Below are 19,795 nucleotides of genomic sequence, written 5' to 3' on the forward strand. Positions count from 1 at the left end.
CGATCAGGCGGCTTGTGTGGAGCACTCGCCGGCCACACCGAAGTGTGTATACAGCCGGTCAAGCACGCCGCGAATCGCCTCGCCCTGCAGCGCGATACGTGCGGTCAGCTCGGCCACCGCGTCGTCGGCATCGACCGAGTCCAGATCCTCCTGGATCAGGTCGAGCGGGCGAATCCGTTTGAGATCGAGGTTTTCGTCGACGTCGAACTCCAGCGCGTCGTCGACCGCCACGTTGAGCTTGGTCGCCTGCATGCCCGAGGCCAGATGCGCACAGATCTCATCCTGCTGCAGATCCATCGCCGTGATGCGCAGGCTGGCCTTGGTTTCGTCGGTGGTTTCCAGCAGGCAGCGATCGCCGAGCTCGAAGCCGTTGGGCAAAGCACCGGGCTCGGTCACCCAGCGCGAGAGTTCGCCGGCCACACCGATCGTGGGCTCGGCGCGCTTGACCGGCAGGCTGCCGAGTGCCTCGCGCAGGGCCGCCACGACTTCTTCGGCCGTGTTTTCCGACGACGCGTCCACCCAGACGCGGCTGGCGCGCATGTCCACGATGATCGTGGTGCGCTTGGCGCGTGTGAAGGCGCGCGGCAACAGCTCGAAGTGAACCTCGTCCTTGAGGTCGGCTTTTTCGCGCCGGCTGACCTTGCGGTCCTCCTTGGCCTCGATGGCTTCCACGCGCTCGGCGACTTCCTCGGCCACGACCGGGCCGGGCAACACGCGCGAGATCGTCTGGTAACAGCAAACGGCCAGGCCATCCACGACGTGCGTCATGGCGTGTTCGCCCTTCAACGGCGGCACGAAACCGCCCACCGAGACCGTCTGATCACCACAGGGCGGGCACAGCGCCTCGCCGAGCGCGTCATCGAGCCCGGCGGCCGTCAGACCCAGGTCGCTCGTCCCCAGAAAGACACAGAGATTACGTAACCACATACGACAGGCCCCCGGACCATCGTCCGGTTTTCATATTGATTTGGATGAGTCGAACCGCAATTCGATAGGTTAGCTTGATCGATCCGCATGCACGGGCATCACAACCACCGCGCCGCACCATACGCCGCGCGCCAAGGCTTCTCAAGCGCAAACCGTGGCTGTCGTTATCCCCTATTAAACATGCACTTAAGATTCGCAGAGCCTATCGTGGCCGGGCCGGTTCCTGTATTCGGCCCCGCCGACCCATGAACTCAGGCACCGCCTGTGGCAATATCCCGCCACGCTACGGGCCGGGCGGGGACGGTCCTTGACCATCGAGTCGTTCATGGCTTTTTCAAAACGGTCGTTTTCGCATCCATGCTCGCCGGGCCGCCGGCTGTCGAACTGGCTGACGGCCGGCCTGCTGTTGGCCACGCTGGCGAGCCTGGCGAGCCTGGCTGGCTGCGGCGAGACCGACGACAACGCGTCTGCCAACCGCAACGACGCGCCGCGCGTGGCCACTCAGATCGGTTATATGCCGATCCTGCCGGATGCCCAACTGTTCGTGAACCTGGAAAACGGCCGTCTCGACAAGGCCGGCATCGAGCCGGATCTCGTGTCGTTCCAGAACGGCCCGGCCATGGTTCAGGCCCTGGCCTCCGGGCAGCTGGATATTGCCTACTTCGGCATCGGGCCGACGATGGTCGCGCGGGGTAAAGGTGCCGATATCCGCGTGGTCGCGGCCAATATCGTCGAGCAGATCAGCTTTGTCGCCCTGGCCCCGCTGGCCGGGTATTTTGAAAACGGCCCGGCGGATACCGCCTTCGCGCGTTTTGCCAAAGCCGAAGGCCGCAAGGCCAAGATATCGACTTTTCCCATCGGCTCGGTGCCGCAAACGGTGTTCGATTACTGGCGGGTCAACACCCTGGGTATCGATGCTTCTGCCCTGCAGATGGTCTATCAGGGCGCCTCGCAAGTGCAGCAATCGCTGCTGACCGGCGCCGTGGACGGCGCGGCCATCCTGGAACCCGTGGTCTCGATCGTGCAGTCGCGCAGTGATGCCGCCCGCGTGATCGCAAGCGGGGGCGAGTTGTTTGAAAACCAGCCGGGCGCGGTCATGGCCGTACGTGCGGATTACCTGTCGGCCCACCCGGACGTGGTCAAACGCCTGGTGGCCGCACAGATCGATGCCACGAAAGCACTGAACGCGGGTGACGAGGCCGCGGTGTCGGCTGTCGCCAAGCATGTCGGCGGCGGGCGGCTGCCACGCGAGATCATTCAAACCGCAGTGGCCCACTCGAAGGATCATTTCGTGGCGGATCCGCATCGCATCATCGATGCCACCAATCGGATGTACGACTTCCAGCGCGAACAAGGCACGCTAACCGGCGATCTGGATATCGACGCGCTGTTCGATACCTCGTTCTTCGACGCCGTCGCGGGCTCTGATGGGCCCGGCCACGGCGAACCGGCGCTGGCCAACTAGCCCCGTATGGCGCGACGTGGATCTCGAACCGCCGGCGCTGCGGCCAGCAAAACACCCGTCAGCCGTCTGCGCCGCATCGCACTCGGCGTGGCCGGGCTGGCGGCCTTCATAGCGCTGTGGAAATGTGCGTTCGTCTTCGCCTGGGCGCCGCCGGGCACCCTGCCGGATCCGTTTTCGATTCCGGCCGCGCTGGTGGCCGAGTACACCAGCGGCCATCTGCTGCCGGCTCTGGGCTCGAGCCTGATCCATTATGTCTGGGGCCTGGCCGTGGGCACGGTCGCCGGTTTCACGGTGGGGCTTCTGGCGGCCACGTCGCCGGCTTTCGATGATGTTCATCACGTGCTGGCGCGTATTCTGCGCCCGATTCCGCCGCTGGCCTGGGTGGTGTTCGCGATTGCCTGGTTTCAGGTCAGCCATGCCGGCGCGGCGTTCGTCATTTCCATCGGCGTGTTCTGGGTCAATTACTTCGCCACGGCCGCCGGCGTGGCCGGGGTGGATCCGCGCTTCTACGAGCTGGCCCGTGCCTTCGGCCACGGCGGTTTCGTGGCCCGTGTGACCACGGTCACGCTGCCCGGCGCGGCCCCGGGGATTCTCTCGGGCATGCGCACGGGCGTGGGCCAGGCCTGGATGACGCTGATCGCCGCCGAGCTGCTCGGCGTGCCGGGCATGGGCCAACAGATGAACTCGGCGGCCGGTGTTGGCGCCTATGACGCGGTCGTGGTTTATATGCTGGCGATATCGTTGATCTATTCGCTGTCCGACGGTGCCTTCGCACTGATACAGAATCGGGTACTGCGGTGGCGGCCATGAGCGGCAACGATCTGCTCACGATCCAGGGGCTGCACTTTGCCTACCCCGACATCGAAACCCCGGTGTTTTCCGATATCGATCTGTCGATTGCCGACGGCGAATTCGTGGCCCTGGTCGGCGGCTCGGGAGTGGGCAAATCCACGCTGCTTAGAAACGTCGCCGGGGTGATCGCGCCCAGCGGCGGTCAGCTGTCTATCGCACCGGCTGCTTCGCGTGGCAGCCGTGATCGCGCTTTTGTGTTTCAGGACACACGCCTGCTGCCCTGGCGCCGGATCGATGCCAATATCGATTACGGCCTGACCGGGCTGGGGCTGTCGAAAAAACAGCGGCGCGAGCGGATCGATGAAGTGCTCGAGCTGACCGATATGAGTGCTTATCGCCGACGCTGGCCGCACGCCATTTCCGGCGGCCAGGCCCAGCGTATCGGCCTGGCGCGCGCACTGGCCGTGCACCCGCGGCTGTTGCTGATGGACGAGCCGTTTTCGGCCGTGGATGCGCTGACGCGCTCGCGTCTGCAGGACGAGCTGCTGACGATCTGGCGCCGGATCGGCATGGCTGTCTTGTTCGTGACCCACGATATTGAGGAAGCCACCTACCTGGCTGATCGCGTCATCGTCATGCGCGGCGCCCCGGCGGCCATCGTGCGCCGCGAAACCATTGCCTGTACCCGCCCCCGTGATCGCACGGCCGCGGATTTCCGCGCGCTGGCACGCGACATCGCCGACTCGCTATGATTGAAACCGCCGACGACACCCTGCGCCTGCTGATCCACGCCCCCACCGAAGGCGCGCTGGCCCGCGCCCGTAGTAATGCCAGCAACCTGCTGCGCGCCGAGCCCGCGGCCGCGGTGGAGATCGTGATTAACGGCCCGGCTGTCGCCGCGGCCCTGGCCAGCCCGCACGATACGGATCGCCTGCTGCGTGTGTGTGCCAACACCCTGGCCAACAACGATCTCGAGGCCGATCCCGAACTGGCCCGGGTCAAGGCCGCCGTGCTCTATATCGCCCAGCGCCAGCGCGACGGCTGGGCGTATATGCGGGCCTAGTAAACCGAGGCCGGAGCGTCTGCGCCATCCCCCGGCGTCACGGAAAATCCGGCGCGCGGGAAATGATTGCGCAAGACACCCAGATCGGGGGCGTCGCGCTCGATGACGACACGCCCCTGACTGAGGTGAACCAGCCGGCCGGCCACGCTATCGCCGCCGTAGTCGGTGGCCGCCACATGGACCGACTGGTTCATGGTCAGCCCGCTGTCCGGGTCGATGGTCGCTGTCAGCGGCTCGAAACCGTTTGCGGCAGCGGCCTGGGCCAACGCATCGCCGCTGCTGATCTCTTCGGCCGTGGCGTGGCCAAGCGCCTGCATGCGATTGGCCCAGGCCGCCACGCGCGGATAACGCGTCACGGCCTCGGCAACGCCGGGGTTGCCGCGCACATACCACACCGGGTGATAGATCGCGCAGTCGGCGGCCGTGGGCGCATCGCCCAAAAGATACGCCCGGTCCTGAAGCTGGGCCTCGAGTGCCGCCATCGACGGGTGCCAGTGCGCGGCCGAGAAATCCGCGGTGGGCGCACCGATACGGCCCTGCTCGAACAGCGCGGCGCGATCAGCACGAAACGCAGCCAGCCCCACCGCCCCCAGCGCGCGCTCCAGCGCCACCTGGCCGGGTTCGGATAGCAGCAGCGGAATCGCGGCCAGGAACAGCACCTGATCGCCCAGCTGCTCGAGGGCCGCGATGCTCGCCGCCTGCGCCGGCGGGTAGAGCGCCGGCGTGGTGTGGCGAGCCTCCAGTTCGGCCAGAATCAAGCGCGTATCAGCATAGATATCGCGCCCGATCTGGGCCACCGGCGTGCGTCGATAGCCCCCGGTCAGCGGCATCAGGTCCGGTTTAGGCAGAATGCGTGGCACCTTGACCGATTGCCAGGACACGCCCTTGATACCCAGCGCGATCCGCACTTTTTCTGAAAAGGGCGAGGCATCGAAGTGATGAAGAATCATCGCAGAATCCGGGCAGAAATGACGGGCGCAGTATAGAGGCTATCGTCATACGATCTCGCGACACCCCGCGCGCCGGATTGGCAGACTCTGCCGCCCCGGCCCGGCTGACTCAGAACGCGAACAGCACGCCCATGCCCACGGCCATCTGATCGCTCAGGCTTTCGTTTTCGTTACGGGTTCGCTCGCTGGGAATAGCCAGCCCGCCCTGGATACCGACGCTTTCGTTGATCCAGCTCTGGGTCATGAAGCCCCGCATGCCGGTGCTGTTGTTGAACAGATCCTCGTCGTCGGTACGCGGGCGCCAGTCGTCGATATTCGGGTTGAGCTGCTGGCTGATCGCCTGTTCCTGATCCTGATCGGCGCCCTCGGCCGAGGGCGTCGCACTATCCGCAGCGCCCGGATAGACGAGATCCATATCCGCGAAATCGACATCGACCGGCGCGGGCACGCGAATGCGGGTGATCCGCACGGCCGGCATCGTCGGCGGCGTAGGCCTCGGTGCGAGCCCTGCCTTGTCGAGCCCGCCGGCGGCGGCCCAGGCCAGCTCGTGATCCACCGGCAAGTGATAGAACCGCCCGGCCGGCGTGGGCGACGGTGCTGCGATCGGCGCGGCCGCAGGCATCGGTGTCGTCTCACTCGCCAGACGATCCATCACGAACCAGGCGGCCAGGCTCATGGCGACAACCAGAATCAGGCTGGTAAGCACAGTCGTGACGATCACTCGTGTCATTGGCTTGTGGGTCACCCGAAAGATGAGGCCGGTCGCGCGTTATTGTAAGCCTGTTTACCGGCTGTGCGCCGTCTCGCGCCGTCAATCAAGCGCGATCAAGGGTTGGTCGATGCGGATTTCGCCGCCGCGCTCGATAACCGCGCGCATGCCGCCGCCGCGATAAAGGCCGGTGCGCATATCCCAGCCCGCATAGCGCGACAACAGCCCGCAGGGCGCACAGCGCCCGGCGATACGGATGATGACCTCGCCCAGGGCAAAACGCCGATCGCGCCATGCCAGCAGGTCGATCCCCTCGACCACGATATTTCGGCGTAGATCAGCGCCGCTGAGCGTGCTGCCCAGCCGATCGTTGCAACGCGCGATATCAGCCGTGTCGATGAGGCTCAGCGCCCGCGCGCCGGGCACGAGTGCGGCCCTGGATGAAAACGTCCCCACCGCGTCGTGATAACGATCCCCGGCCAGCCCGTGGCCGGCCACGGCCGTCGCTCGTGCCACGGCCTGCATCGGCCGGCCGCGCGCCGCGGCGATATACAGGCCGTGAATATAGGCATTGAGGCTGTTTTGTGCGCTGGACTGCGACATGGATGCTTGAGCCGAAGGGCTTGTCTTGGTCTGATACACCCATGACATGGGAGATTTTCAATATCACTGACCCAACGGACCAGGCGAGCGCATGACGCTTCGTAATATCGATGCGTTGTTTTCGAGCCGCTCGGTCAGTGTGTTCGGTCGGGCGCGAAGTGCGGCCCAGCATCAGCTTGTCGACAACGTTCGCGCAAGTGCCGGGGAGGCGTTTCAGCACCTGACCGGGCGGCCGTCTCGCTGGCAGTTTCCGGGCAAGCCGGGCACGGTCGGCGTCATTCTCGATGCGCGCTGGGCGCGCCCCCGGGCGATTACGGCGCTGGCAGATGCCGGTTGTCGCGCGCTGATCTGGGCCGCGGCCTCGCCGATCACCGAGGATGTGCTGCGTGCCGCCCGCCCGACCAATCTGCGCCTGCTGGGCGGGCGCTCGGCCGGTGTGGTGGATACCCGTAACGGGCTGAACATGACTTCGCTGGCGCTGACGCCGCGAGCCGGCAAGGTCGCACTCATCACCCAGTCACAGTCGTTAACGGCGGGCGCGCTGGACTGGGCGCTCGGGCGCAACATCGGCTTCTCATGGCTGGCCTGCACCGGCGCCGAGGCCGATATCGATGCCGCCGATCTACTCGACCACGCCGCACTCGATCCGCGCACGCGCGCTGTGGTGCTCCAGATCGGCGATATCCATCAGCCGCGCAAGTTCATGTCGGCCGCACGCGCCGCCGCCCGCGTGAAACCGGTTCTGGTGTTGCAGACCCAGTCGCGCAATGCCCGGGTCATGGGCCCGGATCCGGTGCGCTCGGCGGCTTTCGCCCGGGCCGGCCTGATCGAATGCGAAAACCTGGGCGGGCTGTTCGACGGCCTGGCCGCACTGGATCTTTTGCCCGCGGTACAGGCCGATCGGGTGATGGTGCTCGGCAACGGCGCCGGCGTCTGTGCGCTGGCCAACGACGCGCTTCGCCGCAAGTCACTCGCCGCGGCCCGGCCGGGCTCGGAAATGGCCGCGGCGTTGGCCGATATCGCCCCGCGGGCGCATGACACGCCGGCGGGTATCGACCTGGCGGGCTCGAACACCCAGGAAACGGTCGAGGTGCTTCGCGCCGCACTGGCCAACAGCAAGCGCGATGGCGTACTGCTGGTACACAGCCCCGTGGCCGGCCATCCGCACGAGCCGATGGTTCAGGCGATTGCCGATGCCGGCCTGGACGGGCGTCTGATGACGGTATGGCTGGGGCTGCAGACCGCATTGCCGGCGCGCTCTCAGGCCGCGGCTGCCCGCCTGGCGACGTTTGCTTCGGTCGATGAAGCCGCCCGAGCGATCCAGTATCGCAAGCGGTACCAGGCGACGCGTGAGCTGTTGACGGCCACGCCACCGCCCGACCCCTCGGTCGCCGCCGATGTGGAGAACCTGCGTCACCGACTGTCGGTGCTGGCCGCCGACGGCGTGGAGTGGCTGTCCGGCGACGATACGGCCGAACTGTTGGCCGACTACGGCATCCTGGGTGCGGCCAGCGGGCGGCCCGGGGCCGATCCGTCGATGCGGGTGCGTATCGAGGTCGTGGCCCACGGCGAACTCGGCATGGTCATGCGTGTGACCGACGAAACGCTCGGTGTGCCGCCTGCCTACGGTTTTGCCCCGCTGGACACGCTGCTGGCCCGGCGCATGCTCGAAGGCGCCAGTGCCGGGCGCCTGGCGGCCACCACCGAAGCCGTTGAAGCACTGGCCCAGGCGTTGGTGCGCCTGTCGAAACTGGTGGTCGATCTGGCCCGAATCGCGCGGCTGGATCTCCATCTGGCGATCGGCCCGCACGGGCGCCTGCACACACCGACCGATACGCTGATCGAGATCACTCAGAACCCCATGGCCGAGCGCCGGCGCCTGGCCATGTCGCCCTATCCGGCCCGGATGCGTCATCGCGTAACGCTGGCCGACACGCACACGTATGTCGTACGCGCGATTCGACCCTCGGACGAGCCGTTGGTACTTGATCTGCTGGACAGCCTCTCGCCGGAAGAGATCCGGCTGCGGTTTTTCACGTATATCCGGCACTTCTCGCACGACATGGCCGCGCGTATCACCCAGGTCGACTACGACCGCGAGGTATCGCTTGTGATCAGCGCCGCCGACGACGATGCCGGCCTGGCCGCGATGGGCACGATCATCGCCGACCCCGACGGGCGTGAGGCCGAATTCGCCGTGCTGGTGCATCACAGCCATACCGGCGTGGGGCTGGGCCGGCATCTGCTGGATTGTCTGCTGCGCCAGGCTTGGGCGCGTGATATCGGCACGGTCTACGGCGATATCCTGGCGCATAATCGCCCGATGCTCGAACTGGCCAAGCGGCTCGGTTTCTCGATCAAACGCTCGCTGGATGACCCGTCGAGCATCCGGGCCGAGATCGATGTCGGCGCGTATCGCGCGGCCAACGAGGCCTAACGCTCATCGGGGCCTATGCAGGGTTACTCTCATCCCGTTCTTCATCAAAGGCAGGATCAATGATCGACGCCCGCCCACGGTATCGCGTACCGCGCGCTGTCTGCGCCCTCGTCGTCAGCCTGACGGTTGTCTTCGCCCCGCCCGCGCTCGCCTGGGGCCCGGTGGGCCACGCCATCGTCGCCGATATCGCCGAGGCACACCTGAATCCGACCGCGCGCGCCAATGTCGCCAAACTCTTGAAACAGGACAGCGCGCTGCATCTGGATGACATCGCCTCCTGGGCCGATGCCATTCGCGGCGATCACCCCAACACCCGGTCGTGGCACTACGTGGATATCCCGCTGGCCGCCGACGGTTTCAAGACTTGGCGCGACTGCGGTGCACACGATTGCCTGGTGGTCCAGCTGATGCGCCATATCCGCGTGCTCGACGACGCCGAGGCCACGCCGCGCTCGCGCGAGGCCGCGCTGAAGTTCGCGGTGCACCTCATGGGCGATCTGCATCAGCCGCTGCACGCCGCCGATCGCGACGACCGCGGCGGCAACGACACCCCGCTGACCTATTTCGGCCACGCCACCAATCTGCATCGTATCTGGGACAGCACGATCATCGAACGCGCGCTGGATCTGCACACCCAGGCCGATTATCAGATCGATCACGTCGCCGTGCGGGCAGCTGCCCGTCGCCTCGATGCCGAGATCCGCCCAGCGGCGGCCAAACAATGGACTCGCGGCACGTTACCGTTACAACGCCGCGACACCGTCGTCGCCTGGACCAATGAATCCCATCGCCTGGCGCGCGCCGTGGCCTACGGTCTGCTGCCGGAGACGCCCCGTGCGCCGGACTGGTCGAACACCTACCAGAAAGAAAGCTGGCCGTATGCCAGGGTACAGCTCCAGCGCGGCGGGCGCCGTCTGGCGGCCATGCTCAACGCCGTGCTTGGGCCGGAATAAGTCATCGAACCTGTATTTTCTATGCCGCAGGTTCGACATCTATCGAAAACCATTTCATAGCACGGCCTGCGACCGCGCTATGGAATGGTGTCCCCGGCAGGAGTATTCGGCGCTTCGCGCCTCACCCTTCGGGCCAGTCGCTTTCGCGACTGTTCGTCGTGGCTGGCGCCACGCCGTCGAACCTGTATTTTCTATGTCGCAGGTTCGACGTCTATCGAAAACCATTCCATAACACGGCATGCGACCGCGCTATGGAATGGTGTCCCCGGCAGGAGTCGAACCTGCGACCTGCCGCTTAGGAGGCGGCTGCTCTATCCTGCTGAGCTACGAGGACACGGGCGTATAGGCTAACGTAAGGTCTCGCCGAAAACGACCACCTGTTTCACTGCCACAGAGCTTTTTCGCTGCCATGCCCGACGATGCGTCTCATCTCGACAGCCATCTGCATATCGGTCCGCGCAGCGGGGGCATCGGTGAGCGCCGTATTGCGTTGCTCGAGGCCATTGGTGCGACCGGCTCGTTGACCCGGGCGGCGCAACAGGTCGGGCTGAGTTACAAGGGCGCGTGGGATGCCATCAATGCGATCAATAACCTGGCCGACACGCCGCTGGTACGTCGCAATACGGGCGGTGCGCGGGGCGGCGGCACGACGTTGACCGAGCGCGCGGTGGCGCTGGTACGAACCTATCGCGCGGCCGAGGCCGAGCAGCAGCGCTTTCTCGAACAACTCAATCGGCGGGTGGCCTCGTTGTCCGGCGATGATCTCAACCTCATGGAACGCCTGGCCATGCAAAGCAGTGCCCGTAATCAACTGATCGGCCGGGTGACGGCTATCCAACGATCGAACGTGAACGCCGAGATCACGATCGAGGTGGCCGGTGGCGATACCCTCGTGGCCATGATCACCGAGGCCAGCGCGGATAATCTGGGCCTGGCTGTCGGTGTGACCGTCACCGCGCTGATCAAGGCCAGCTGGCTGATCGTGGCCGCGGGCGATCTATCACACGCCCGGCTATCCAGCCGCAACCGGTTGGTGGGCACGGTCGCGCGTATCACCCGCGATACGGTGGCCAGCGAGCTCACGCTGCGCCTGCCCGGCGGTGCGCATCTGGCGGCGACCATCACGCGTGAATCCGCTGATGCGCTGGGTCTGGCCGAGGGCGATACGGCGACCGCCCTGTTCAAGGCCTCCAGCGTGATTGTCTCACCGGCCGACTAGCCTCCGGGCTGTCCTAGCCGAGCTGCTGCATGTTCTATCTCTATCATCACAACGATCTGTCGCGCCTGGCCGATCTGTTCGCCGTGCTTCGTTCACGCCGGCGGGTATCCCCGCTGGCGTGCGATACCGTGCTGGCCCCCAACGCCGGTATCGGGCGCTGGCTGCGGATCCAGCTGGCCGAGAGTGAGGGCATCGCGGCCAATATCGACGGCGAGCTACCGGGCGAGTTCATCTGGCGTCTGTTGGGCCGCGTTCTGCCCGAAGCCGATACCGATGGTCATCACTTCCAGGGCGACTGCCTGCCCTGGCATCTCTACGCCGCGCTGCCCGAGATTGCCCGCGACGTGCCCGAAGTCGCTGATTATCTCGGCCATCCCGTCGCCGAGGTACGGCGCTATCAGCTGGCACGCCAGCTGGCCGATGTCTTTGATGAATATCTGTACTACCGCGCCGATATGCTGGCCCGCTGGGAAGCCGGCGAGGTGCCGACGACCACGCCCGGGCGCTGGCAGGCACGGGTCTGGCACTGGCTGACGCGCTCTCACCGGCTGGGTAGCGATCATCGCGCGGCTGCGCTGCGGCGCTTCATCGCCGGGCTGAGCGATGATGGTGACCGCGCGTTTCACCAAAAGGTCATCGCCCGCTGCCCGGCCGATCTCTATTGTTTTGGCCTGGTGGCGCTGCCGCCGGATCACCTGCGGTTTCTCTATGCCCTGGCCGCGCATATCGACGTGCATTTTCTCTTGCCCAACCCCAGCGAGGCCTATTGGGGTGATATCACTTCCCACCGGGTCGCCCTGGACCTGCCGGCCGTTGATGATGCCGACGAAAACGCCTTGTTGCCGGGCGAGGCAGCCATCGAGGCCGGCCATCCGCTGCTCTCCGGGCTCGGGCGCATGGCACGCGATACCCTGCGCCTGCTCTACTCGGACGAATTCACCGGCATGATCGAGCCGGAGCTGGGCGAGGCCATGGCCTATACCCACCCGCCCGACGATTCGCTGTTGCATCGTATCCAGGGCGATATCGTCACGCTGGAATGTCGCGACAGCCCTCAGGGCATGGACAGCGCTGATGTCTCGTTCGAGGTGCACACCTGTCATAGCCGCCTGCGCGAGATTCAGGTGCTTCAGGATCAGCTGCTCGATCGCCTGGCCCGCGACGATGCCCGCGTGGCCGCCGGCGAGATCGCGTCCGCCGCACGGCTGGCCCCGCGCGATATTATCGTCATGCTGCCGGACGTGGCGGCCTATACCCCGGCGATCCAGGCGGTGTTCGGCGGCGCCTCGGCCGATCGCTATCTGCCGTTCGGCCTGGCCGATCGGGCCCGGTCGGCAGCCCATCCGATCGTGGGCTGCGTGGCCGATCTGCTGGATCTGCCGTTATCGCGCTGGCAGGCCAGCCAGCTGCTGGATCTGTTGGCCGTACCGGCCGTCGCCCGCCGGTTTCGGCTGGATGAGAGCGAGCTCGCGGCACTGGCCCGGTGGATTGAAGCCGCCGGCATCCGCTGGGGCCGCGACGGCGATCATCGCGCCGAGATGGGCGCTGGCGACTATGACCAGAACAGCTGGCGCTTCGGGCTGGACCGGCTGCTGCTCGGTGTGGCCCAGGCCGATGATGAAACCCTGATCGACGGCGTCGCCCCCTGGTCGGATCTGGAGGGCGGCATCACGGCCGCGCTGGGTAAGCTCTGGCGCTTTGAAGACACCCTGGCTACTTTTGCCGACGTGCTGACCGTGCCCGCCACGCCCGGCGAATGGCAGACACGGCTGAACAATCTCGTCGATCAGATGATCGCCCCCGGCCCGGATGCGCCCGGCGAACAACGCGCCCTGGACGCACTGCGCGGCGTGTTCGCCTGTCTGGACCGGGCCGAAGCCTGCACGGCCGAGAAATCGCTGGCCGCCGACCGGCGTCTGTCATGGCAGGCAGTACGCGATGATCTGCGTGCCCGGTTGGACAGCGTGGCCGATCGCCAGCCGTTTCTGGCCGGCGGCATCACTTTTTGCGGCATGGTGCCGCTGCGCGCGGTGCCGTTTCGTCTGGTCTGCGTGCTGGGCATGAACGACACGGCCTTCCCGCGCCAGGATACGGCGCGGGCGTTCAACGTCATGTTCGCGGCCCCGCGTCTGGGCGATCGCAATATCCGCGATGATGACCGGCTGCTCTTTCTGCAGGCGCTGACTGCCGCCCGCGATCAGTTCTATATCAGTTATATCGGTCAGGACATCCGCACCGGGGAGACATTGCCGCCCTCGCCCCTGGTCGGCGAAACACTGGATTTCATTCACCAGGCCTATTTTCGCGATGCGCCGCGGCGCGACTTCGACGCCCGGCTGATCCATCGCCAGCCCATGCAGCCGTTTTCGGCGCGTTATTTCATGCCGGCGGATACCACGCGAGACAGCCGAATCTTCACGTATGCCGAAGCATGGCGGACAGCCAGTCGCGCCGCACAGGCCGCTCGGCGCGAGGCCGATACGTTCATGGGCCCGGCCGAGGCCGCCATCGAAGCCCCGGCCGAGCCGATCGAAGCGCTCGATCTGGCCACGCTGAAACGATTCTTCGACCACCCCGCGCGGGCGTTCTTTCGTGATCGGCTACAGCTGGATCTGGACGCCGACCCGGCCGCACTTGTCGATGAAGAACCGCTGGAGCTGTCGCCGCTGGCGGCCGCCGGCCTGCGCAACCGCCTGCTGGCCACGGCCGAGACCCATGCCCAGGACACCCTGGACACGGCGCCAAGCGCGCTTGAAATCGCGCGCGGCAGCCTGCCGCCACCGCCGCTGGCCGCAGCCCGCTACACCGAACAGGCCGAGGCAGTGAATCGGCTCTTGCCGCTCGCCCGCGACTGGCAAGCCCAGGCCACACCCGACAACGTGGACATCCGGCTCGACGATATCGCCGGCCTGCGCCTGACCGGGCGGATCGAGGGCCTGGCTGCAGGCACGCTGCGCCGGCTCATTCCCAACAAGCTCAAGACCCGTCATCGTCTGCGGGCCTGGATCGATTATCTGGCGCTGGTGGCCGACAGTCACACCGCCGAGCTTGCCATCGCCGGTTTCGACCCGGACGAGAAAACTCTGGACAGCGTGTGTTTCAAGGCCCAGGTGACGCCGGCCCAGGCTCGCGAGACGCTGACCGGCCTGATCGAGATCTATCGCCGCGGCCAGCGCCAGGCCCAGTATTTCCACCCCGATCTGGCCGATGCCTATAACCCGGCACAGACCAAGGCGTTCGAGAATCTATCCTTTCGTTTTCGCGCCGGGGACTATCGCGCCCATCATCTGCTACGTGATCCGTATTTCGCCCTGTTGCTGGGCCCGGCCGAGGCACCGCTCGGCGAAAGCGCGGCCACCAGTGTCTTCATTGCCCAGGTCGAGCAGATCACCGGGCCCATGAACGCGGCCCTGCAGGCACATGCCGTGTAATTCCACGCCTATGCGCCGGCCCGCCGAAGCTATACGGTAACGCCGTTCACTGCGGCCCTCGACCGCCGCCCAACTGGATCTCCATGAAAATCGCGTTGTTCTATCTGCTGCTCATCGCAGCCGTGGCGCTCTGGTTGGGCAGCCTGCTGCCGATCATCCCCACCGATCTCTGGTGGATTCGGGTGGCCGATTTTCCGCGCCTGCAGACCAGCATCGGTCTGGTGGCGGTGTTGATCGGTTTTTTCTTTTTCACTCGGCGGTATCGAACACCGGCGACCACGGCGGCCACGATCACGGCGGGCGTGCTGGGCTATCAAGCCTTCCTACTGCTGCCCTATCTGCCAACCGGCACGGATCTGGCCAACGATAGCTGCCCGGTCGATCACCGCTTCAAAGTCATGGTGGCCAATGTTCGGCTGACCAATGACCCGGATAATCGGCTGATCGACCAGGTGCGCGCGGCCGATCCGGATGTGTTTCTGGCCCTGGAGGTGGATCAGAAATGGACCCGGGCCCTGGCCCCGTTGAAGACCCGGATGCCGCATACCGTCATCCACCCGACGGGCTCGTATTTCGGTATCGCACTGTATTCACGCCTGCCGCTGGATAACCCGCATATCGAGCACCTGGCCAATCAGGACACGCCACAGATCGTGACCGGCGTGCAGCTGCCCACCGGCGAGGTCTTCGATTTTCTGGGCATCCATCCACGCCCGCCGCATCCCTCGCAGTCGGCACTCGGGCGGGATGCCGTACTCATGCGCGCGGCGTTTCTGCTCCGCGACAACGACCGGCCCGGCGTGGTCGCCGGGGATTTCAATGCCGTGCCCTGGGAAGACGCCGTGGCGATGATGCGAGACGTCGCCCAGCTGGTCGATCCGCGTCATGGCTATGGCTATCTGCCCACCTATGACGCCCAATCCTGGTGGATGGCCTGGCCGCTGGATCATGTCTTCTATGAGGCGGGTTTTGCCGCCCTGGAACTCGAACGCGGCCAGGCCTTCGGCTCGGATCACTATCCGTATATCGCCACGCTGTGCCGCGTGGATCGCCAGCGCAGCGAGCGCCCCGACGCCGCCGAGCGCGACACCCTGAACAGCGCGCGCGACATCATCTCGCGCGCCCGCCGCCAGGCAGAAACGCGTGCCTCGGATTGATCGACGGCCAACCCGATCACTCATCACGCCAAGCCGCTAGGGGCTGTTGCCGTTTCGTACGAGCGCCGCGTTGGAGCCCAAAATTTGGCCAGGCAAGGCGCGAGCCGCCGGTCGTGGCGTGCCACGATCAAGGTGAGCAACGCCGCATGGCCAGATTTTGGGCCCAACCCTTCGGGACAAGCGCTGTTTTGCGGCAATCCAGCGTTCTAGCGCGCTAGCGCAGAACAACTGCGCGGCGCGTGCTACGCCTCGTCTTGCCGCAAAACAGCGCTTGGCGCGGACTCGTACGAAACGGCAACAGCCCCTAGACTAGGCCCGTGTACTTGATCGCGCGATGGCAGTCATGGGGCAACAAGTCAGCGTTAAACCGGCAGCGGTGCGATGAGCGCCCAGGTATTCGATGCGGCCACCCTGGCCCTGTCTGACCTGCGCCTGATCGAGGCCAGTGCCGGTACCGGCAAGACCTTCAGCCTGGCCGGCCTGTATCTGCGCCTGATCGTCGAACGCCAAGTGTCGGTGCGCGATATTCTGGTCATGACCTTCACCCGCGCGGCCACCCAAGAGCTGCGCGAGCGTATTCGAGCCCGCCTGGCTTACGCAGCCCGTATCGCGCATGATCCGAGCCTGGCTGATCCGGCCAATGTCGAACACGGTTTCACCCAAACCGTGCTGGCTGCGGCCGACGAATCCCCGACGACCGTGGCACGCCGCCTGGCCGATGCCGCCGGGCGTATCGACGAAGCCACGATCGTCACCATCCACGGCTTTGCCCAGCGCGCCGCCACGGAAAACGCGTTCGAATCCGCGCTGGCTTTTGATCGCGGTGAGGCCGTGGACGACCCCACGATCTATCGCGAGGCCACCCACGACTACTGGCGCGAACAGGTTTTCGGCAACGGGGACGACGGCGAGACCGTGCTGAATATCTGGGCCAGCCCGGAGGCGCTTTATGCCACGCTTGCCCCGGTCTTTTTCCGGTCGCATGCGACGATCGCCGGTATCGATCACGAGCGGATCGCCGAACGGCTGGAATCGCTGGCCCGGCACTGGCCGGACACGCCGCCCACGCTGGCCGCCACGCTGACAACGGCTGTCGAGGCCGATGCCCTGCTCAAGGGCCATGCGCTTCATGCCGCGCTGGCCGGCGAGACGGATATCCAGGCCTGCGTGGCCGCGCTCGATGCACAGATCACCGCCGCGCTGGCCGCCGGCCGCCTCCCCGCATTGCCGAGCTGGGTGGCGGCACTGGCCTCGCCGCGTGCGGCCTTCAAAAAGGCGGCCAAGCATCAGGCATTGGCCGACCCGCTCGACGGCCTCGAGGCACTGCCGATTCTGGCCGAGCTACAGCCGCTGGCGCGGCTGGTGATGAGCGAAAAGGCCGCCACGCGCATCAGCGCCCGCGCGGCCGCTCGCAAGATCGAGCGCCGTCAGTACAGCTACGATGATCTGATCGTCGCCCTGCACGACAGCCTGATGGATCCGCGCACCGGGCCGAACCTGGCCGATGCCCTGCACGCGCGCTGGCCCTATGCGCTGGTCGATGAGTTCCAGGACACGGACCCGCTGCAGTACGCCAGCCTCTATGAGATCTATCTGGCCCGCCCGCGCGAAACCGGCGCGCTGCTGCTCATCGGCGACCCGAAACAGGCGATCTATGGCTTTCGCGGCGGCGATATCTATGCCTATCTGGCCGCCGCCCGTACCGCCGGGGCGGCGCGCTATACGCTGACCACCAATTTCCGCTCGACCCAGGGTGTGCTGGATAGCATCGCCGCGTTGTACAGCCTGCCCGGCGCGGCACCGTTCGTGGTCGAGGCCATCGATTTTCCGAACGTGGCGGCCGGCCGTACGGCCGGTGATCGTCAACTGATCACCGGCGACGATACCCCGCTGCCCGCGATGACTGTCTGGGAACTCACCGGCGGTGTGCATACCCAGAAAAACGGCAAGACACGCAACCCGAACAAACAGATCGACCGCGATCGCCTGATCGGCGAAACCGTGGGCCGAATCGCCAACCTGTTGGCCGGAAACGACACAACCTGGCAGCACGCTGATGGCACCACGCGCGCCGTGGCCGCGCGCGATATCGCGGTACTGGTCAACAGCCACAGCCAGGCCGAGGCTATGCAGGCCGCACTGGGCGCCGCCGGCGTGCGTGCGGTCTGCCAGCAGCGCCAATCGGTGTATGCGAGCGCTGAAGCCGACGACTTGAAGCGCGTGCTGGCCGCCATGGCCCACCCGGACGACCCGCTGGCCGTGCGCGCGGCCCAGCCCACCGGCCTGATCGGCAAGCGCCTGGCCGATCTGATCGAGATGGCCGACAACGACACCGCCCTACAGGCCGCTATCGAGCGGTTCCATGACCTGTTCCTGGCCTGGCAGCGGCGCGGCGTATTGAGTGCGCTGGAGACGTTGTTTATCGCAGCCGCCCCCGAGATTCTGGCGCTCACCGACGGCGAGCGCCGTATGAGCAATTACTTGCAGCTTGCCGAGCTGTTGGCCGAGGCAGAGACCACCTGCTATGGCATGGACAGCCTCGTCCACTGGCTGGCCGCCCAGATCACGGCCGCCGAAGCCGGCACGCTCGGCACCGACGACGAAAGCCAGCTGCGTCTGGAAACCGATGCCGATCTCGTGCGTATCAGCACGATTCATGCCGCCAAGGGCCTGCAATATCCGATCGTCTTTCTGCCGTTTGCGCTTTGGCTCGGCCAGAGCCATGGCGACCGGCGCCCGGACGTGCCGCCATTCGTCTTCCACCCGGCGGTTGAGGGCGCGCGCCCGGCTCTGATCGATATGATCGGCAATCCTGACAACGCAGCCCAGGCCCGGCTCGAGGCCCGCTCGGAGACCCTGCGCCTGCTCTACGTTGCCCTGACCCGGGCCGAACAGGCTGTATTCATCGGCTGGCGCGAGCCCGATGATTCCAAAGGCGTGGACGGGGCGCTGGCCGATCTGCTCTATCGCAGCGCCACCGTAGACGGCCAGGCCCTCGCGCGCCTGACCCGGGCGGCAGATGGGGCCGTTGTTCATGAAACGCTGGATATCGACACGCCGCCGACAATCGCCCCGCTGGACAGCCCCGCCCAGGCCATGCCGCAGGGCCATGCACGCCATGATCTACCGGCGCGCCGCCTGCGCTGGTCGACCTATAGTTTCTCCCGCCTGGCCCATGCGCGGACAGACACCACACCGGACAACCTGCCGGAACCCGGCGCGGCGGATGAAACGCCGACAGCGCCTGACACCCTGCAAATTGCCGACGCTGACAGCCAGGCCGTGCTGCCCGAACTTGATACGCGCCTGGGCGGCGTACGCTTTGGCAGCGCCGTACACGATCTGCTGGAAGACGCGCTCAACCGCGAAAAACGCGACGGCGCCGAGCCCGGATCAACATGGCATCTACCGGGCGCCTCCCCGCGCGAAAACGAAATCGAGGCGGTGTATCAAAAGCTGCGCACCGGCGGCCTGATCCCCGAGGATCGCGGCGATATCCGAATCATCCAGACCGCGGATCTCGTGGCGCGCACCCTGCATACACCGCTACCGTCGATCGGCGCCCTGGCTGGCCTTGCGCGCGCGAACATGCGCACCGAAATGGAGTTCATGCTGCGCCTGCGCGGTCAGCGCCTGGGCACGCTCATCGATACCCTGCGTGCCCACGATTATCTGGGGGCCGCGCTCGGCGGGCATCCGGCACAGACGCTTTATGGCCTCATGCAAGGCTTCATCGATCTCGTGGTCGAGCACGACGGGCGTTTTTATATCCTCGACTACAAGACCAATCGGCTGGGCGATACGCCCACCGACTACGATGGTCCGGCCCTGCAACGCGCGATCACCCGCTCTCACTACGATCTGCAATATCTGATCTATACCGTGGCCCTGCACCGGCATCTCGGCCATTGCCTGCCCGAGTATGACCCGGCCACCCATCTGGGCGGCGTACAGTATCTGTTCCTGCGGGCCATGGACGGCCAGAGCACGGCCGGCGTGTATGTCGACACACCCGACATCGCCCTGATCAACGCACTCGATGGCCTGTTCGACGAAACCGCAGAGATGGCATGAGCGCCCGGCTAGAAC

The 19,795-nt window shown here is 66.0% G+C and carries 14 protein-coding genes and 1 tRNA gene; 10 read left to right on the forward strand and 5 right to left on the reverse strand.

Going from position 1 to position 19,795, the window contains the following annotated elements:
* Positions 1-3 precede the first annotated feature (3 nt).
* Complete coding sequence (locus SAJA_RS00945) at positions 4-927, reverse strand: recombination-associated protein RdgC (protein ID WP_123656770.1); 924 nt, start codon at positions 925-927, stop codon at positions 4-6.
* Between the two features lie 325 nt (positions 928-1,252).
* Between SAJA_RS00945 and SAJA_RS00950 the strand changes: the two genes are divergently transcribed.
* From SAJA_RS00950 to SAJA_RS00965, 4 genes are read left to right on the forward strand one after another with little or no spacing between them, the layout of a single operon-like run.
* On the forward strand, positions 1,253-2,392 hold the full coding sequence (locus SAJA_RS00950; RefSeq protein ID WP_123656771.1) for an ABC transporter substrate-binding protein: 1,140 nt from the start codon (positions 1,253-1,255) through the stop codon (positions 2,390-2,392).
* A 6-nt stretch (positions 2,393-2,398) separates the two neighbouring features.
* On the forward strand, positions 2,399-3,202 hold the full coding sequence (locus SAJA_RS00955; RefSeq protein WP_123656772.1) for an ABC transporter permease: 804 nt from the start codon (positions 2,399-2,401) through the stop codon (positions 3,200-3,202).
* Positions 3,199-3,936 carry an ABC transporter ATP-binding protein gene (locus SAJA_RS00960; protein ID WP_123656773.1) on the forward strand — a complete coding sequence of 246 codons (738 nt, stop codon included), beginning with the start codon at positions 3,199-3,201 and terminating at the stop codon, positions 3,934-3,936. Before SAJA_RS00955 ends, SAJA_RS00960 begins: the two co-directional genes overlap by 4 nt.
* Complete coding sequence (locus SAJA_RS00965) at positions 3,933-4,247, forward strand: DsrE family protein (protein WP_123656774.1); 315 nt, start codon at positions 3,933-3,935, stop codon at positions 4,245-4,247. The genes SAJA_RS00960 and SAJA_RS00965 overlap by 4 nt, the downstream gene beginning before the upstream one ends.
* Here SAJA_RS00965 and SAJA_RS00970 read toward each other — a convergent pair.
* The 3 genes from SAJA_RS00970 to SAJA_RS00980 form a co-directional block, all read right to left on the reverse strand.
* Positions 4,244-5,197, reverse strand: coding sequence for a glutathione S-transferase family protein (locus SAJA_RS00970; protein WP_123656775.1), 954 nt, complete (start codon positions 5,195-5,197; stop codon positions 4,244-4,246). The two genes, SAJA_RS00965 and SAJA_RS00970, sit on opposite strands and share 4 nt — an antisense overlap.
* Before the next feature lie 109 nt (positions 5,198-5,306).
* Positions 5,307-5,918, reverse strand: coding sequence for a hypothetical protein (locus tag SAJA_RS00975; RefSeq protein ID WP_123656776.1), 612 nt, complete (start codon positions 5,916-5,918; stop codon positions 5,307-5,309).
* Positions 5,919-6,008: 90 nt separating this feature from the next.
* Complete coding sequence (locus SAJA_RS00980; protein ID WP_123656777.1) at positions 6,009-6,509, reverse strand: MOSC domain-containing protein; 501 nt, start codon at positions 6,507-6,509, stop codon at positions 6,009-6,011.
* 91 nt (positions 6,510-6,600) lie between these two features.
* Between SAJA_RS00980 and SAJA_RS00985 the strand changes: the two genes are divergently transcribed.
* Complete coding sequence (locus SAJA_RS00985; protein WP_123656778.1) at positions 6,601-8,946, forward strand: bifunctional acetate--CoA ligase family protein/GNAT family N-acetyltransferase; 2,346 nt, start codon at positions 6,601-6,603, stop codon at positions 8,944-8,946.
* 59 nt (positions 8,947-9,005) lie between these two features.
* Positions 9,006-9,899 carry a S1/P1 nuclease gene (locus SAJA_RS00990; protein WP_123656779.1) on the forward strand — a complete coding sequence of 298 codons (894 nt, stop codon included), beginning with the start codon at positions 9,006-9,008 and terminating at the stop codon, positions 9,897-9,899.
* A gap of 257 nt (positions 9,900-10,156) precedes the next feature.
* Here SAJA_RS00990 and SAJA_RS00995 read toward each other — a convergent pair.
* Positions 10,157-10,233: transfer RNA gene (locus tag SAJA_RS00995), tRNA-Arg, on the reverse strand.
* 75 nt (positions 10,234-10,308) lie between these two features.
* Between SAJA_RS00995 and SAJA_RS01000 the strand changes: the two genes are divergently transcribed.
* The 4 genes from SAJA_RS01000 (at position 10,309) to recB (ending at position 19,780) form a co-directional block, all read left to right on the forward strand.
* Complete coding sequence (locus tag SAJA_RS01000; protein ID WP_123656780.1) at positions 10,309-11,118, forward strand: TOBE domain-containing protein; 810 nt, start codon at positions 10,309-10,311, stop codon at positions 11,116-11,118.
* Positions 11,119-11,147: 29 nt separating this feature from the next.
* Entirely contained in the window at positions 11,148-14,549 is a 3,402-nt protein-coding gene (recC, locus tag SAJA_RS01005; RefSeq protein ID WP_123656781.1) for an exodeoxyribonuclease V subunit gamma, read from the forward strand.
* A gap of 83 nt (positions 14,550-14,632) precedes the next feature.
* A complete protein-coding gene (locus SAJA_RS01010) occupies positions 14,633-15,706 on the forward strand; it encodes an endonuclease/exonuclease/phosphatase family protein (protein ID WP_123656782.1) in 1,074 nt (357 codons plus the stop codon).
* Positions 15,707-16,087: 381 nt separating this feature from the next.
* Positions 16,088-19,780 carry an exodeoxyribonuclease V subunit beta gene (gene recB / locus SAJA_RS01015; protein WP_123656783.1) on the forward strand — a complete coding sequence of 1,231 codons (3,693 nt, stop codon included), beginning with the start codon at positions 16,088-16,090 and terminating at the stop codon, positions 19,778-19,780.
* Positions 19,781-19,795: the final 15 nt, after the last annotated feature.

This window comes from Salinisphaera japonica YTM-1, assembly GCF_003788585.1.
Classification (GTDB): Bacteria; Pseudomonadota; Gammaproteobacteria; order Nevskiales; family Salinisphaeraceae; genus Salinisphaera; species Salinisphaera japonica.